The organism is Mycobacterium sp. 5-140-3-2 (assembly GCF_035666375.1).
GTDB classification, from domain to species: Bacteria; Actinomycetota; Actinomycetes; order Mycobacteriales; family Mycobacteriaceae; genus Mycobacterium; species Mycobacterium intracellulare.
This window is the reverse complement of record NZ_CP142025.1, coordinates 3,402,756-3,417,532: the sequence shown is the minus strand read 5'-3', so window position 1 is coordinate 3,417,532 and position 14,777 is coordinate 3,402,756. Positions and strand designations below refer to the sequence as shown.

Sequence of the window (14,777 nt, the reverse complement as noted above, 5' to 3'; positions counted from 1 at the left end):
TATCAGTGTAAGGCCATTCCCATATCGTCATCTCTCATTGCACACCAACAACTTTCGGAGGGTCAAACGCATTGTCAGGTTTGGCGCCAAAACGTAGCAAATCGTTACGGCCATACTCGTCGGCTATGTTTTCCACGAGTTTGCGTACTGTAATTCCTTGTCCTGAACAGATGTTGACAGCGCCTTTGCGATCACTTAGCGCGGTGTCCACAATCATGCTGGCTGCGTCTTTCACGTCCATGAAGTCCCTGACCTGATCCCCACGCGATAGCAGCACCTCTTCACCCGCTGTGAGTTGCCGGCGCACATAGGGAATCAGGCGACGCTCGTCCTCGCCCTCGCCATACAGGTAGAAGATCCGGCACCACGCAAAGCTGTCGGCATCGAAGTAGCGGCTCAGCGTCATGTAGGCCGACGCCTTACACGCCGCGTACAGCGTAGTGGGTGCCAGCGGGGTGGTAGTGGTCAGTACGCCTGCTGCGGTGTCGTATTCAGCGCAGGTACCGATACCGACGAATCTCTTACCCCCCGCTTCGTGAAAGGCTTTGGCCAGTTTCAATGTGCCGGTGAGGCATTCCATGTTCTGTGGGGATTGCAGATACTTGCCGGGCTCGGCGTACCAGGCCAGATGGATGAGTGTGTCGGAGCCGGCCAACAGTTCAGATAGGTTGGAGATGTCCGTCGTGAACAGGTCGTTCACCGTGGCCACATCGACCGACGTTGGTAGATCGCCGCCGTCGCGAACCACAGCCCGTACGCGCTGACCGCGCTCGAGCAGCTCCCTGAGCACCTGCCGGCCGACAAAGCCGGTAGCTCCGGTCACGACGACAGTCATGACCAGACGAGGATGTCGACGAAGACGGGCTTGGCCCCCAGGTGGACGATCGGCGCCGCCGAGGCGATCCAGTTGGTGTCAGCCATGATGACCTCGTCGCCGGGCCCGATTCCGAGCGCAGCCATGCCCATGTGCAGTGCGCCCGTGCAACTCGACGTGGCGATCGCGTGCTTGACGCCGAGGTGCTCCTTATACGAGTTCTCGAACCTCCCGATGTACGCATAACACTGCTCACCCCAGCCGTTCGCGGCGGCATCGGTGGCGTAGCCCACCTCGAGGTCGGTGATCGACGGCTTGGTGTACGCGATACGGGGCTTCACAGGAAGCTCAATTCAGGAACCGCCGTCACGAAAATCGCACCTGCCTCGGCAAGATCTTTCAGCTGCGTCCGCACTTCCTGAGCGATGTTCCTGGGCAGGATCACCACGTAGTCTGGCGAATTTTCCCACAGCGCCTGCGGCGCGCGGATTGGAATGTGGCTTCCCGGCAGGAATTTCCCTTGCTTGGATGGTGCGGCGTCACAGACGTAGGGCAACAGGTCGGGCCTGATACCGGCGTAGTTCAGCAAGGTGTTGCCTTTGGCGGCCGCTCCGTAGGCGGCCACTCGTCGGCCGGCACGCTTCTGTTCGATCAGAAAGGCCACCAGATCGTCCTTCACCCGGTCGGTTCGCTTCTGGAATTCGGTGTAGGTCTCCAGCCGAGTCACCCCGAACTCGGCCTCGCGCGCGAGCAGCGCGGCGACGCGGTCCCTTGTGACGATCGCTGCGTCGGTGTGGCAGCCATATACCCGTAGGCTACTGCCGTGAGTTGGCAGCTCCTCGACATCCCACACGCGCAGGCCGGCTTCGGCGAAGATGCGGACCACCGCGGTGAGTGACAGGTAAGAGAAATGCTCGTGGTAGATCGTGTCGAACTGGGTCTGCTCGATCAATGGGACAAGGTGCGGAAATTCCAGTGTGACAGTGCCTTCCGGCTTGAGCGCTGCAGCCAATCCCCGGGTGAAGTCGTTGATATCGGGCACGTGTGCGTACACATTATTGCCGGCGATCAGATCCGCCGACCGTCCTTCATCTGCCAGCCCGCGACCTAGGGCTTCACCGAAGAATTCCCGCATGACTGGGATGCCCAGCGCCTCAGCTGCCGCCGCCGTGCTTGCCGTCGGCTCGATTCCCAGGCAGGGGATCCCCGCTGCCACAAAGTTTTTCAGAAGATAGCCGTCGTTAGAGGCGACCTCGATGACGAAACTCTCGGGCCCAAGCTGCAACCGGTCGGTGATCATGCGCGCGTAGTCGGCGGCGTGATCGAGCCAACTGCTCGAAGTGCTGGAGAAGTAGGCGTAGTCGGCGCTGAACAATTCCTCAGCCTGGGCGTAGTCCTCGGTCTGCACCAACCAACACCGGTGACACACCCTCACGCGCAGCGGGTAGTGCACCTCGGGATCGGACAGCTGCTCGGCGTAGACATAGGCGTTGGAGGGGGGTGCAAAGCCCAGGTCCACAAAGCTGTGTTCCAACGCCATGTCGCAGTGTCGGCAGTTCATAAGGCGACTCCGGTGAAATCGGCACTCAATAGCGGATGGGAAAGGTCACGGGGCGAAAGGTCTTGTGGCGGCAATGGCCACGTAATGGCGAGCCGCGGATCGTCGTGCCGTAGACCGCCCTCGGAGGCCGGGTTATAGAACGCGGTGTGCAGGTAGAGCAACTCGCTGTGGGGCTCCAACACCTGGAAGCCGTGGGCGAAACCCTCAGGAATGACTAGCATTTGCGCGTCGTCCTGGGTCAGTTCCACGGCGTGCCACTGCAAGAAGGTCGCGGATCCGGCGCGCAGGTCGACCGCGACGTCCACGACCCGACCGCGAAGGCACCGGATCATCTTCATCTCCGCGTGCGGCGGGTGTTGGAAATGCATGCCGCGCACGGCGCCGACGCTGCTGGTACGGGAGTGATTGATCTGCACGATCTGGCGCTGGCCCAGCACGGGCTGCAGTTCCTCGGCACAGAAGAGGCGGGTGAAGGCGCCGCGGGCATCCCGGTGCGGTACCGATTGCGCAATCTTGACGCCGGCCAGCGGCGTGTCAAGGATTTTCATGTTGTCGCCCAACCTAATCCCGCGCTGGCCGCATCGGCGACGTAGGTCTCCAGTTCCTCGGCGCTCGGCAGTGCACCCGATTCCATCAGAAGGCGATACCAGATGGCTGTGTGATGGATTGCCTGGTCCAGCTTCCACACGGGACGCCACCCCAACTGTATCCGCGCCTTGGAGCTGTCGAGTTGCAGTAGGCCTGCCTCGTGCGGCTGGGGATCAGATGTCACTTGCCAGCGCAGCTGCGGCCAGGTGTGCGCAAGTTCGTGGAGTACCTGCTCGACGGTCCGGTTTCCTTCGCCGTCCGGCCCAAAGTTCCACGCGTCGGCGCAGGCAGTGTCGCCCGCCACGAGTCGCTGACCCAGCACCAGATAACCACTGAGGCAATCTAATACGTGCTGCCACGGTCGCGTCGCGTGCGGCGAGCGAATGACGAGGGGCTCGCGGGCGGCAACCGAACGCACCAGGTCTGGAATCAGTCGGTCCTCGGACCAGTCGCCACCGCCAATCACATTGCCGCCGCGGGCCGTTGCGAGCAGCGGTGCCGACGGCTGTTGCAGAAACGCGGTCCGATAGCTCGCAGCCACCAACTCGGCGCCGGCTTTGGACGCGCTGTAGGGATCGTGACCTCCCAGGCGGTCTCGTTCACGGTACGCCCAGGGCCATTCGCGGTTTTCGTAACACTTGTCGGTCGTGACGACGACGATGGCACGCACGTCCGGTGTGCGGCGGGCGGCCTCGAGCACGTGCGCAGTGCCCATCACATTGGTGGCCCAGGTGGCGATCGGCTCGCGGTAGGAGCGACGGACCAAGGGCTGTGCTGCCAAATGGAATACGATCTCGGGTTTTGCAGTGTCGAATACCCGACGGACTTCCGCTTCGTCGCGGACGTCGATGCGGTGATCCTGGATCGCTAGTTGCAGTAGGTTCCAATGGCTCGGCTCGGACGTCGGATCTAGTGCGATGCCAGTGACTTCGGCGCCCAGGGATTGCAGCCACAGACACAACCAGCTGCCTTTGAAGCCGGTATGACCGGTAACCAACACGCGGCGCCCGCGATACGCCGATCCGAAAGCGTTCAATTCCAGCATTTCCACGGCGCTTCGCCGCTACTCCAGAGTTCTTCGAGCATGTTCTTGTCCCGCAGCGTGTCCATGGGCTGCCAGAAGCCGGAATGCTCGAAGGCCATCATTTCGCCATCGGCAGCGAGACGGGTCAAGGGTGGGCCTTCCCACGAGGTCTGGTCGCCCTCAATGTAATCGAGTACCGAGGGCGACAGGACGAAAAATCCGCCATTGATGAGGCCGCCATCACCTCGCGGCTTCTCGACAAAGCCCGTTACTTGTTCACCGGCGCACTCCAGGGCCCCATAACGTCCCGGCGGGAGCACCGCGGTAACCGTGGCGCGGCGGCCGTGTTGGCGGTGGAATTCGACGCTCGCGCCGATGTTCACGTCGCTCAGCCCGTCACCATAGGTAAAGCAAAACGCTTCGTCATCCCGGATGTAGGCTTCCACTCGCTTGAGGCGCCCGCCCGTAAGGGTGTTCTCACCCGTATCCACCAGCGTCACTCGCCAGGGCTCCGCATGGTGCCGGTGGACTTCCATCTTGTTGGCGGACATATCAAAAGTGACGTCCGACATGTGGAGGAAATAATTGGCGAAATATTCCTTGATCACATACCCCTTGTAACCGCAACACACAATAAAATCGTGGATACCGTGGTGGGAGTAGAGCTTCATGATGTGCCATAGGATTGGCCGTCCGCCGATCTCCACCATGGGTTTGGGGCGGATCGTGGTTTCTTCGCTCAGGCGAGTACCAAACCCGCCGGCCAACAATACGGCTTTCATCGGCATCCCTTTCGACAGCTCCGTCGGCTACTTCCGGATCTAACGCGCCGCACCAGGCCCACTGTGCCACGAGACATCTGACTGACTACCTAGATCCAGTGTGCGGGCGCGGCGCGCCCCCTTGGGCCGACGCTTTGCTAAGAATAAAGTTGCTGACCGAGAGATCGCGGATCGGCCCGCGACGGGTGTGGGCAGCGGGAATAGGACTCACGTGGAACTCAATCTCAATCCGCTGGCCCTCCTCGCGCAAGCCCTGACGGCGGGCGAAGCTAGGCAGCGCACTCTGGTTGGCCGCGGGCTCGCGTGGCAGGTGCGCGAACGGGAAGTCGTCAACGGCCTAGCCGACGTGGAATTCTCGGTGTTCAGTCAATTCGGCGACGACGGCATCATTCAGTGGCTCATCCATCGGCTTTCGGGATTGAGCGAGACCTTCGTAGAATTCGGCGTCGGGGACTACCGAGAGTCCAACACCCGGTTCCTGCTGCTGAACGACAACTGGCGCGGACTGGTGATGGATAGCTCCGATCGAAACGTCGCCGTCATCAAGCGCGACGAGATTTCGTGGCGCCATGATCTCCAGAGCGCATGCGCCTTCGTGACGGTAGAAAATATCAACCAGTTGATGCTGGATCATGGGTTCGAAGGCGAGATCGGACTTCTTCATATCGACATTGACGGCAACGACTACTGGATCTGGCGTGGCCTCACTGCCGTACGACCCGCGATCGCGATCATGGAGTACAACAGCGTGTTCGGCGCCGAACGCGCGATCACGATCCCCTACGACCCGAATTTCAGTAGAGAACGCATCAACAATCTGTACTTCGGCGCCTCTCTGCCGGCTATGTGCGACCTCGCTACTTCCAAGGGATATGACTTCGTCGGTAGCAACAGTGCAGGGAACAACGCTTATTTTGTTCGCTCCGACCTGCAGCACGGACTGAAGGTCCTGACCGCTGCGGAGGGCTACGTGACGTCCAAGTTCGCCGAGTCCAGGGACAGCAAGGGCCGGCTGACCTATCTGCGCGGCGAGCGGCGGCTGGCTTCCCTGAAAGGATTGCCCGTGGTCAATACCCGGACGGGCGCCGAAGAGGAGCTCTGAGTGTTGATCGACCCCTCGCCGTGTGACTGTGCTGGGCGATTACGACCCAGAAGGTTTTACCTGCGCGACCGGTAAACAGCCTGGAACAGAAGCGTGAAGGGAGCCTAAGCAACGCGGGCAGGGACGTGACCCACCTAAGAGAATCGTGCATTCAAGCTCGGGCTCGTACCATGACCTCTTGACGTAGCAGGGACGACTTCGATGATGGGATGCCAGACGTTTGGGTGACGAGCATGCATCGACAGAAGTAAGGATCTTATGAAGCGAGCGCTCATAACCGGAATCACCGGACAGGACGGCTCGTATCTTGCCGAGCTGCTGCTAGGTAAGGGATACGAGGTCCACGGGCTCATCCGTCGAGCTTCGACGTTCAATACCTCCCGGATCGATCATCTCTACATCGATCCACATGAATCGGGTGCGCGACTGCTCTTGCACTACGGCGACCTCACCGACGGCACCCGATTGGTCACTTTGCTCAGCACCATCGATCCCGACGAGGTTTACAACCTTGCTGCGCAGTCGCACGTGCGTGTCAGCTTTGACGAACCGGTGCACACCGGCGATACCACGGGCATGGGATCGATCCGACTGCTCGAGGCCGTTCGCCTCTCTCGAATCGACTGCCGCTTTTACCAGGCATCCTCGTCGGAGATGTTCGGTGCGTCGCCACCACCGCAGAACGAGCAGACACCATTTTATCCGCGCTCACCATACGGCGCGGCAAAAGTCTTCTCTTACTGGGCGACACGCAACTACCGAGAAGCGTACGGTTTGTTCGCGGTGAACGGCATCTTGTTCAATCACGAATCGCCCAGGCGCGGCGAAACATTCGTGACCCGAAAGATCACGCGAGCAGTTGCGCGCATCAAAGCCGGCGACCAGTCAGATGTCTATCTAGGCAACCTCGATGCCGTTCGTGACTGGGGGTACGCGCCAGAATATGTCGAGGGTATGTGGCGGATGCTGCAGGCTCCTGAGCCCGATGACTTCGTCCTGGCGACAGGTCGTGGTTACAGCGTGCGCGAATTTGCCCAGACCGCATTCGAACATGCCGGCCTCGACTGGCAAAAGTATGTGAAATTTGACGACCGCTATCTGCGTCCCACCGAAGTCGATTCACTGATCGGCGATGCCACCAAAGCCGCCCAGTCGCTCGGATGGAAGGCTTCCGTGCACAGTGGCGAATTGGCGCGGATCATGGTCGAGGCGGACATCGCCGCTTTGGAATGCGACGGAAAGCCATGGATCGACAAGCCGGTCCTCGCCGGCTGGAAATGACCCGAGTATGAACTCTGCACCGGGCGTCCTTGACCGCACTTCGCCGGTATACATCGCAGGGCACCGCGGCTTGGTCGGCTCCGCCCTGGTCCGCAGATTTCAGTCCGAAGGGTTCACGAATCTTCTTGTGCGGTCGCACAGCGAGCTCGACTTGATGGACCGGGCCGCAACGTTTGACTTCGTTCTCGAGTCAAGGCCGCAGATCGTCATCGATGCCGCGGCCAGGGTCGGTGGCATCATGGCCAATGACACCTATCCCGCCGATTTCCTGTCCGAAAACCTGCAGATCCAGGTCAACCTGCTCGACGCCGCGGTGGCGGCGAGGGTGCCACGGTTGCTGTTCCTCGGCTCCTCCTGCATCTACCCGAAATTCGCTCCTCAGCCGATCCAGGAGAGCGCGCTGCTCACCGGCCCCCTGGAGCCGACAAACGACGCCTATGCGATTGCAAAGATCGCGGGAATCCTTCAGGTGCAAGCGGTTCGGCGTCAATATGGCTTGTCGTGGATTTCGGCGATGCCAACCAATCTCTATGGACCCGACGACAATTTTTCTCCTTCGGGTTCGCACCTGCTGCCGGCGCTCATCCGCAGATACGAGGAGGCGAAGGCAAGCGGAGCCCCAAGCGTGACGAACTGGGGCACCGGCACCCCACAGCGAGAGTTGTTGCATGTCGATGACTTAGCCAACGCGTGCCTGTACCTTCTCGAACATTTTGACGGCCCAGATCACGTCAACGTGGGTACCGGTGTCGATCACAGCATCAGCGAGATTGCCGAGATGGTTGCCACCGCGGTTGGCTATGCGGGCGAAACGCGCTGGGACCAAACGAAACCGGACGGAACGCCGCGCAAGCTGCTGGACGTCTCAGCGTTACGAGGCCTGGGATGGCAGCCCAAAATCTCCCTGCGCGACGGCATTGAGGCAACGGTGGCGTGGTACCGTGCGAACGCAGCTGCGGCCCGGCAATAGAGCAGAGCGCGTACTAGACGCATATCTGGACGTCGGTTCCCCCGAAGGGGCATTCTCCTCGGCCATTCGCATGTTAGTGTTATGCGATGCAATTGCTGGATCAGGTTCGTTTGATCGCGCGTGCCGCGCCTTCCGAATTGTTGCGCTACGTCTCCGAACGCAATTGGAAACGCAAGTTCGTCAAACAACTCGAATCGCTTAATGTGAATGTAGTTTTCGACATAGGCTCAAACACGGGGCAATACGCTGCCGGCCTCCGCAAAGCGGGCTACCCGGGTCGCATGATCTCGTTCGAACCCCTCTCGCAGCCTTTTGCGACGTTGGAAAGAAGGGCGTCAAAGGATCCACTTTGGGATTGCCGGAGGCACGCACTGGGGGACGCCGACGGCACGGTGTCGGTGAATATCGCAGGCAATGCTGCTCAGAGTAGTTCCGTGTTGCCGATGCTGAAAAGCCACCAAGATGCCTTTCCGCCAGCGAATTACGTTGGCGTCGAAGACGTCGCCGTGTATCGGCTTGACTCTGTGGCGTCAGAAATTTTGCGGCCAACCGATGTGACTTTCCTGAAGATCGACGTCCAAGGTTTCGAGAAGCAAGTGCTCGCCGGTAGTGAAACGACGCTCGCCAACAGTTGTGTGGGCATGCAACTCGAACTTTCTTTTCTGCCCTTGTATGAAGGGAGCATGCTTATCCCGGAAGCGCTCGAGTGGGCCTATTCCATGGGTTTTACGCTAACCGGATTACTACCCTGTTTTATCGATCCGCGGGACGGCCGGATGCTGCAGGCAGACGGTGTATTCTTGCGTGAGAAGGATTGACTTGACAATGCATTTGTTCTGTCGCCTGAATCGAATCCAGATAAAGTGTCTATGGCTCCGACCGACGGCCAATTCGAAAGCCGTGAAGTAGCGTCATGAGTGCACCAATGTTTTCGATCATCGTCCCCACGTTCAACTCGGCCGCGACTCTACAGGCGTGCATCGAAAGCATTGCCCGCCAGACGTACACCGACTACGAACTGGTACTCGTAGACGGCGCTTCGACAGATGGAACCGTCGACATCGCGAATGGTTTTGGCGCTGACCTTGGTGAACGCCTGGTCATCCACAGCGGCCCAGACCAAGGCCCCTACGACGCCATGAATCGTGGCGTCGGAATGGCCACCGGGGAATGGGTGCTCTTCCTGGGATCCGATGACACCCTGCTGGAGTCGGCCACTCTGGAGCTTGTGGCCGCCTTCATTCGCAGGCATGAGCCCAGCGACCTGGTCTATGGCGATGTCGTCATGCGCTCAACCGGAGCCCGACACGCCGGCGCCTTCGATCTCGATCGTCTGCTGTTTGAGACGAACCTGTGCCACCAGTCAATCTTTTACCGCCGCAAGCTCTTTGACGGCATCGGTCCCTACAACTTGCGCTATCCGGTTTGGGCTGATTGGGATTTCAACATCCGCTGCTTCTCCAACCCGGCGCTGGTGACGGCGCTCATCGAAAGTCCCCAGGTGTGCTCGCCGAAATTCCTCACCTGTGAGCAGCGGTCAGTGTAGTGGTTGGCGGGTGCCGGTGGTGGTCCGGCGCAGGGTTTCCGCGGCGTCGTGGTGGTCGCGTAGCCGGTAGGACTCGCCGTCGAGGTTGATGACCACGGAGCGGTGCAGCAGGCGGTCGAGCATGGCGGCGGCCACGGTGGTGTCGCCGAGGATTTCTCCCCAAGCACCCACCCCGCGGTTGGTGGTGATGACGATGCTGGTCTTCAAATAGCGTTGGGAGACAACCTGAAACAGCGCCGAAGCGGCTTCGGCGGGCAGCGGCAGGTATCCGAGTTCATCGATTACGAGCAGGGTCGGTCCGGCGTAGAACCGCATGGTGGTGGCCCAGCGTCCCTCGATCGCGGCACGGTGACACCGTGCGGCCAGATCGGCGGCGGTGGTGAAGTAGGTCCGGTAGCCGGTATGGGCGGCAGCGCGGGCCAACCCGACGGACAGGTGCGTTTTTCCGGTCCCGGGTGGGCCGATGAGCAGAATGTTGGTCGCGGTTTCCAGGTAACGGCAGGTGCCCAGTTCGTCGATCAGCTTGCGGTCGATCCCGGCGGCAGCATCGACATCGAAATCGGCCAGGGTGGCCGGGGTGGGCAGGCAGGCGAACCGCAACCGGCCGGCCAACCGTCGGGCAGTGCTGGCCTCGACCTCCACGGCCAGCAGTCGCTCCAACGCCACGGTCAGTGACAGCCCCTCGGCGGTGGCCTGATCCAGCACCGCCGGTAGGGCTTCAGCGGCCGCGGCCAGTTTGAGCTCGGCCAGGTGCGAGCGCAGCTGCTGATAGCGGCTCGCCGCAGCCGATGGCGATTCCTCGGTCCTGGTGGGGGCCTTGTTGGTGCGTGGAGTAGGGGTCATTGGATGGTCCTGTTCTGCGCGGCCCGCTCGTAGGCGGACAGATCGATGACGGTGGAATCGGTTGACGGAGTGGACGTTTCACTTGAGGTGTTGGATGGCTGCTTGAGTGCAAGCAGTTGTGCGGCAGCGGCTTTGGCTGCCGGACCGGGTGGGATGCGTTCCTTGCGGCGGTGCGGGCGTCCGGTCGCCGCGGTGGCCATTGCCACGGCGTCCAGGGCGATGACATGGCCGCTGTCACGCACCATGACGCCGAGCCCGTCGGCGGCCAGTCGGTGTCGGGCGATCACGATCCCGCTCATGGTGGCGATGTCGCAGAACTGCCCGCCGACCGGATGTGACACCACCACATTGGCGGCGGCCAGTTCCGGCGGCACCGAGTAGCGGTTACCGCGGTAGGACACCATCGCTTGGCGCGAGGCGGTGCGGATCTCGGCCACGATCACCGGATACGCCTGCGCCGGTACCGGTTGCAGTGGTTCGGTTTTGGCCACCACGGCGACCGAGGAGCGGCCGTCGGCGGTGGAGCGCAGGCGTGTGTCGCCTCGCACCCGGGCGAAGCGATCCAGGCTCGCTTGCGCCTGCTCGACGGTGAGGTCGTCGGCCAGGGTGCGCCACCAGCGTTGCGCGGCGGTGTGGTTGACCTTCTCCACCACCCCCTTGCGGTTACCGCGCCGGGCCGGGCAGATCGCCACCGAGACGCCGTAGTGCTTGGCCACCCCGGCGAACGAGGCGGTCACCCGCCCGCTGCCCGGATCGCAGACCGTGGCCATCCGGTCAAAGCGCCACACCCGCGTGCACCCTCCCAGGCCACGGGTCACGCGGTCCAGACCGGCGACCAGGTGCGGCTGGTCCTCGCTCGGGGCCAGATAGCCGCGCCACTTGCCCGAGTGCGACAGCGAGCCGACCAGCAGGTGCGCGGCCTTGCCCCAACCCCACGATGCCGGTGGATCGGGCAAGTCCAGCCAGTCCCATTGGGTTTCATCACCCGGCGCATGTGGGATTACCGCGTTGGGGCGTTGCGTGGCGGTCCGGCACGCCTCACAGACAGGTCGCAGACCCCGGATGCGGATGTTGCGCGTCAGGCTCTGATACGACAGGACGAACCCGAGATCCTCGAGTTCGTCGTAGAGGGTGCGGGCCCACAGGTGCGGGTCCTCGGTCAGCCTCGCGGTGACGTAGTCGACGTAAGGATCGAACGGATCAGGGTCAGGCCGGGCACGCACCCCCGGCTTGCCGTCGCCGGCCAGGTACTTGCGGACCGTCTTGCGGTCGAAGCCGGTGTGTCGGGCGATCGCCGAGATCGTCCAACCACGTTTGCGTAGGGCATGTACTTCCACATCGTCCTCCCATGTGAGCATGAGAAAGCGGGCCTCCTTCGATGGAGCAACTGGCGTCAGACACCAGAAGCTTCGAAGGGGGCCCGCCCTTCTCGGCGGAGCCACACGAGTGGGGATTTTCGATGAGCGTCAGTGGGGAATTTCAGTGAGCGCGGTCACTGGTGACCCGATACATGGACATCGTCATCGCGGAATACAACGACATGACCGGGCTCAGTATGAGGCAGAGCACCGATAGGGAATTTAGAAAGAGGCTGCCGATGTATTTTTGGGTGGCCGCCTGGGAGACGTGCGGCCGGATGCTGGTCTTCTTCCGGAAAAAAGAGAACCGTCGACTGGCGTTGCGCGCCTTGCTGATCAGGTCCAGAGCCGCATCGAAGGCGCGGGCACAGCAGTAGCGCACGCTTGTTGCCATGCCCGTTCGTCGGGCGGCGATCGTGTGTCCCGGACGTCTAAGCGCTGGCTTCGGCGGCCAGCCGATAGCCGCGCACGGCTACCGGAATGAACACCGCGAGCAGCACGACTGCCCAGGCAACGGTTATCGCGAACGGCAACGCGATCGGCCCCCCGTAAGCCAAGGCTCGCATCGTCTCAATGGGTGGCGAGATTGGTTGCATGCGGATCAAAGGACGGACCCAGCCCGGGAATGTGCTGATTGGAGTCGCGCCCGGGTTGACGAACGCCATGGTGAATGTGAGTCCCAACAACCACGTCATTGCGGTCCGACCGTTGTTGCGGACAGCCAGTGCCATCACCAACGCAGTGAACCCGCTCACCACGACCGACGGGATCAGAATAAAAAGCAGTGCCGCATGCCAGCCCTGATTAAAGCGGAGCCCTAACCCGAGCCCGATCACGGTAATGAGGATCGTGCCGATGAATGCCCGCACGACCTCGGCGGTTAACCACCCGATGAGCGCGCTCGCCCGATGTATCGGCAGAATCCACATCCGGCTGATCAGCCGCGACTGGCGGTCCATGGTGATGCCGACGGAATTGCCAAGCGAGCCGAACAAAGCGGATATCACCGCGCACATGGGGACCACGCCGTAAACGCTGTCGACGCCGGTGACTTTGTGCACCTGCTCGCCTAGCACGATTTGGTAGCAGAACAAGAGGAAGACTGGGAGCAACAGCGACCCCATTAGGACCGCTTGGTCGCGCCGCCACCTGAGAAGGAGCCGAGCGGCCTGCACCCAACTCTCGGTCACCAACGACCCCTGGGTCTCGAGTCGATGCGTCACTAGCCACGCCTCTGCATCCGCAACGTAAGCGTCCCAAAGACCAGCACCATGCCCAAACACCACGCCAGAGTGGCTGCCATATTGCTAAATATCACATGCCCGCTCGCCAGGCCACGCAATGTTTCGGCGAACTGTGACACCGGCTGGTTGCGAACATAGGGGCGCAACCAGCCGGGGAAGGTTTTCTCGGGGGCGATCCCGGTGGACAGCATGAACAACAACAGTTGGGGCACGAAGAGGAGGTGACTGGCGCCTTGGACAGTTTGTGCGCGCGATCCCAGCGCGTCGGCGCCGAGCGTTACGGCTAAGCACAGCAGCAGCGCAATGATCAGGAAAGCTATCGCGTTGCCCAATCCACCGGTTAAGCGGAAACCGAACGCATAGCCGGCCACCATCGCCACTACGAGGCAGAGCGTGCCCCGCATCAGAGTGGCTGCTACGCGGGCGGTCACCGTGGCTGCCGCTGCGACCGGCAGGGTCCGTATTCGCTCACCGAGCCCATACAGACGGTCACGCGCAGCACGATCCGCCGTCATCAACCCTACGAAAATCATCGACTGGGCGACCACCGCGGGCAGAAAGTACTGCGTATAACTGACGGGCCCAGTGTCGATCAGGCCGTGTAGCGCCACACTGAACCCCGCCAAATACGCTGCGGGGGAAAGGACTTCAAAGATCATCTCACCGTCGCGTGCCGCCGACATCAGCGACCGTTCGGTGAGGGCGGCAAGGGCGCTCATGGCCGGATTGCGGTCTGCTCGGTGAGGTGCAGGAATGCTTCGTCGAGCGAGGGCTTACGCAGCGAGATATCCGCGAGTTCGAGCCCGAGCGCGTCGACCCGACGGAATACTTCGACCAGCGTCGCCACGCCGTCGGGCGCGAACACCGACACCGAACTCGAGTCGGTGTCGATATCGACGCCGTCGAGGCCGGTAAGCGCTTCGGCGACGCGGGGCAGATCGGCGGGATTGGCTGGCGTCACCTGGCAGTAGCTGGCACCCACTGCGCGCTTGAGTTCCTCGGCGGTGCCGCTGGCGATCACCTGCCCGTGGTCGATGACGACGATCGAGTCGCTCAACACGTCGGCCTCTTCCAGGTACTGCGTGGTCAGCAGCACCGTGATGCCCTCCACAGTCAGCGAACTCACCAAGGCCCATACATCACGGCGGCTGCGTGGGTCCAGCCCGGTGGTCGGTTCGTCCAGGAAGAGCACCTGCGGCGGCACCACCAACGCACTGGCCAAATCGACGCGCCGAAACATGCCGCCGGAGTAGGTCGACATCCGACGGTCGGCGGCGGCAGTCAGGTCGAACTGCTCAAGCAGTTCGTCGGCGCGCGCCTTCGCCTGTCGCCGATTCAATCCGCGCAGCCGGCCAAACAACACCAGGTTCTCCCGGCCCGTCAGCATGGGATCCATTCCGGTGAACTGTCCAGCCATTCCGATGCTGGCCCGCACCTCGGCGGGCTGGCGCGCGAGGTCATACCCGGCAACGCTGGCGCGACCCGAACTGGGGCGAATCAACGTGGACAGGATGTTGATCGTGGTGGTCTTGCCGGCGCCATTATGGCCCAGCAGCCCGCATACCGTCCCGGCCTGAACCGAGAAGTCCACGCCATTGAGCGCGATCGTGTCTCGCCCGAATGTCTTTGTGAGGCCTACAACCTCAATAGCAAGTGGGCTCACG

At 61.8% G+C, this 14,777-nt stretch carries 15 protein-coding genes and 2 pseudogenes; 6 read left to right on the top strand and 11 right to left on the bottom strand.

Annotated features, from left to right (window positions below; translation table 11 throughout):
• Positions 1 to 34: 34 nt before the first annotated feature.
• The 6 genes from P6281_RS15565 to rfbF are packed head-to-tail and all read right to left on the bottom strand — an operon-like array spanning position 35 to position 4,769.
• Positions 35 to 835, bottom strand: a complete 801-nt coding sequence (locus P6281_RS15565) for an NAD-dependent epimerase/dehydratase family protein (protein WP_036455996.1) — start codon at positions 833 to 835, stop codon at positions 35 to 37.
• Positions 832 to 1,155: a DegT/DnrJ/EryC1/StrS family aminotransferase gene (locus P6281_RS15560; RefSeq protein ID WP_237394577.1), complete on the bottom strand. Its 324-nt coding sequence runs from the start codon at positions 1,153 to 1,155 to the stop codon at positions 832 to 834. Before P6281_RS15560 ends, P6281_RS15565 begins: the two co-directional genes overlap by 4 nt.
• Entirely contained in the window at positions 1,152 to 2,375 is a 1,224-nt protein-coding gene (locus P6281_RS15555; protein ID WP_269153946.1) for a class I SAM-dependent methyltransferase, read from the bottom strand. The genes P6281_RS15560 and P6281_RS15555 overlap by 4 nt, the downstream gene beginning before the upstream one ends.
• A complete protein-coding gene (locus P6281_RS15550; RefSeq protein ID WP_231119624.1) occupies positions 2,372 to 2,935 on the bottom strand; it encodes a dTDP-4-dehydrorhamnose 3,5-epimerase family protein in 564 nt (187 codons plus the stop codon). Before P6281_RS15550 ends, P6281_RS15555 begins: the two co-directional genes overlap by 4 nt.
• Positions 2,920 to 4,008, bottom strand: a complete 1,089-nt coding sequence (gene rfbG, locus P6281_RS15545; RefSeq protein WP_237394617.1) for a CDP-glucose 4,6-dehydratase — start codon at positions 4,006 to 4,008, stop codon at positions 2,920 to 2,922. Before rfbG ends, P6281_RS15550 begins: the two co-directional genes overlap by 16 nt.
• Positions 3,996 to 4,769 carry a glucose-1-phosphate cytidylyltransferase gene (gene rfbF / locus P6281_RS15540; RefSeq protein ID WP_026071340.1) on the bottom strand — a complete coding sequence of 258 codons (774 nt, stop codon included), beginning with the start codon at positions 4,767 to 4,769 and terminating at the stop codon, positions 3,996 to 3,998. The genes rfbG and rfbF overlap by 13 nt, the downstream gene beginning before the upstream one ends.
• A gap of 211 nt (positions 4,770 to 4,980) precedes the next feature.
• On the opposite strand from rfbF, the gene P6281_RS15535 reads away from it, so the two are divergent.
• The 5 genes and pseudogenes from P6281_RS15535 to P6281_RS15515 all read left to right on the top strand — a co-directional run.
• Positions 4,981 to 5,871, top strand: coding sequence for a hypothetical protein (locus P6281_RS15535; RefSeq protein WP_014380403.1), 891 nt, complete (start codon positions 4,981 to 4,983; stop codon positions 5,869 to 5,871).
• Positions 5,872 to 6,129: 258 nt separating this feature from the next.
• A complete protein-coding gene (gene gmd / locus P6281_RS15530) occupies positions 6,130 to 7,152 on the top strand; it encodes a GDP-mannose 4,6-dehydratase (protein WP_014380402.1) in 1,023 nt (340 codons plus the stop codon).
• Between the two features lie 7 nt (positions 7,153 to 7,159).
• Complete coding sequence (locus tag P6281_RS15525) at positions 7,160 to 8,122, top strand: GDP-L-fucose synthase family protein (protein ID WP_041785054.1); 963 nt, start codon at positions 7,160 to 7,162, stop codon at positions 8,120 to 8,122.
• Positions 8,123 to 8,208: 86 nt separating this feature from the next.
• A complete protein-coding gene (locus P6281_RS15520) occupies positions 8,209 to 8,940 on the top strand; it encodes an FkbM family methyltransferase (RefSeq protein ID WP_041785052.1) in 732 nt (243 codons plus the stop codon).
• A gap of 107 nt (positions 8,941 to 9,047) precedes the next feature.
• Positions 9,048 to 9,614 (top strand): annotated as a pseudogene (locus tag P6281_RS15515) (glycosyltransferase family 2 protein); the annotation flags it as partial.
• A 45-nt stretch (positions 9,615 to 9,659) separates the two neighbouring features.
• Here P6281_RS15515 and istB read toward each other — a convergent pair.
• Together istB and P6281_RS15505 are read right to left on the bottom strand one after the other, a co-directional pair.
• Positions 9,660 to 10,511 (bottom strand): IS21-like element helper ATPase IstB, encoded by an 852-nt coding sequence (gene istB / locus P6281_RS15510; protein WP_008257435.1) that lies wholly within the window; start codon positions 10,509 to 10,511, stop codon positions 9,660 to 9,662.
• Positions 10,508 to 11,869: a Mu transposase domain-containing protein gene (locus tag P6281_RS15505; RefSeq protein ID WP_008257509.1), complete on the bottom strand. Its 1,362-nt coding sequence runs from the start codon at positions 11,867 to 11,869 to the stop codon at positions 10,508 to 10,510. Before P6281_RS15505 ends, istB begins: the two co-directional genes overlap by 4 nt.
• A gap of 134 nt (positions 11,870 to 12,003) precedes the next feature.
• On the opposite strand from P6281_RS15505, the pseudogene P6281_RS15500 reads away from it, so the two are divergent.
• A pseudogene (locus P6281_RS15500) lies at positions 12,004 to 12,246 on the top strand (glycosyltransferase); the annotation flags it as partial.
• 54 nt (positions 12,247 to 12,300) lie between these two features.
• Here the strand turns inward: P6281_RS15500 and P6281_RS15495 are convergent.
• Genes P6281_RS15495 through P6281_RS15485 form a run of 3 tightly spaced genes read right to left on the bottom strand, consistent with a single transcriptional unit; the run spans position 12,301 to position 14,776 of the window.
• On the bottom strand, positions 12,301 to 13,092 hold the full coding sequence (locus tag P6281_RS15495; RefSeq protein WP_080588026.1) for an ABC transporter permease: 792 nt from the start codon (positions 13,090 to 13,092) through the stop codon (positions 12,301 to 12,303).
• Complete coding sequence (locus P6281_RS15490; protein WP_014385158.1) at positions 13,092 to 13,832, bottom strand: ABC transporter permease; 741 nt, start codon at positions 13,830 to 13,832, stop codon at positions 13,092 to 13,094. The genes P6281_RS15495 and P6281_RS15490 overlap by 1 nt, the downstream gene beginning before the upstream one ends.
• Complete coding sequence (locus P6281_RS15485; protein WP_026071342.1) at positions 13,829 to 14,776, bottom strand: daunorubicin resistance protein DrrA family ABC transporter ATP-binding protein; 948 nt, start codon at positions 14,774 to 14,776, stop codon at positions 13,829 to 13,831. Before P6281_RS15485 ends, P6281_RS15490 begins: the two co-directional genes overlap by 4 nt.
• Position 14,777: the final 1 nt, after the last annotated feature.